Origin of the sequence: Pseudomonas sp. S44, assembly GCF_016624805.1 — a bacterium.
Classification (GTDB): domain Bacteria; phylum Pseudomonadota; class Gammaproteobacteria; order Pseudomonadales; family Pseudomonadaceae; genus Aquipseudomonas; species Aquipseudomonas machongensis.
In genome coordinates this window covers 1-223 of the sequence record NZ_JACVTY010000083.1, presented here as the reverse complement: position 1 = coordinate 223, position 223 = coordinate 1, and the positions used below count along the sequence as shown (strand labels likewise).

At 58.7% G+C, this 223-nt stretch carries 2 tRNA genes; both read left to right on the top strand.

What is annotated here, in order from left to right:
- Nucleotides 1–76 (top strand) — tRNA-Ala (locus IAE40_RS25620).
- Between the two features lie 71 nt (nucleotides 77–147).
- Nucleotides 148–223: transfer RNA gene (locus IAE40_RS25615), tRNA-Glu, on the top strand.

Sequence of the window (223 nt, the reverse complement as noted above, 5' to 3'; positions counted from 1 at the left end):
GGGGCTATAGCTCAGCTGGGAGAGCGCCTGCATGGCATGCAGGAGGTCAGCGGTTCGATCCCGCTTAGCTCCACCAAATTCCGCTTCGTGATCAAGGTCGTGAAGCAAGACTGGTCCAGCAACCAAGTCTTGAAGGTAAGAAGGTTCGTCCCCTTCGTCTAGTGGCCTAGGACACCGCCCTTTCACGGCGGTAACAGGGGTTCGAGTCCCCTAGGGGACGCCA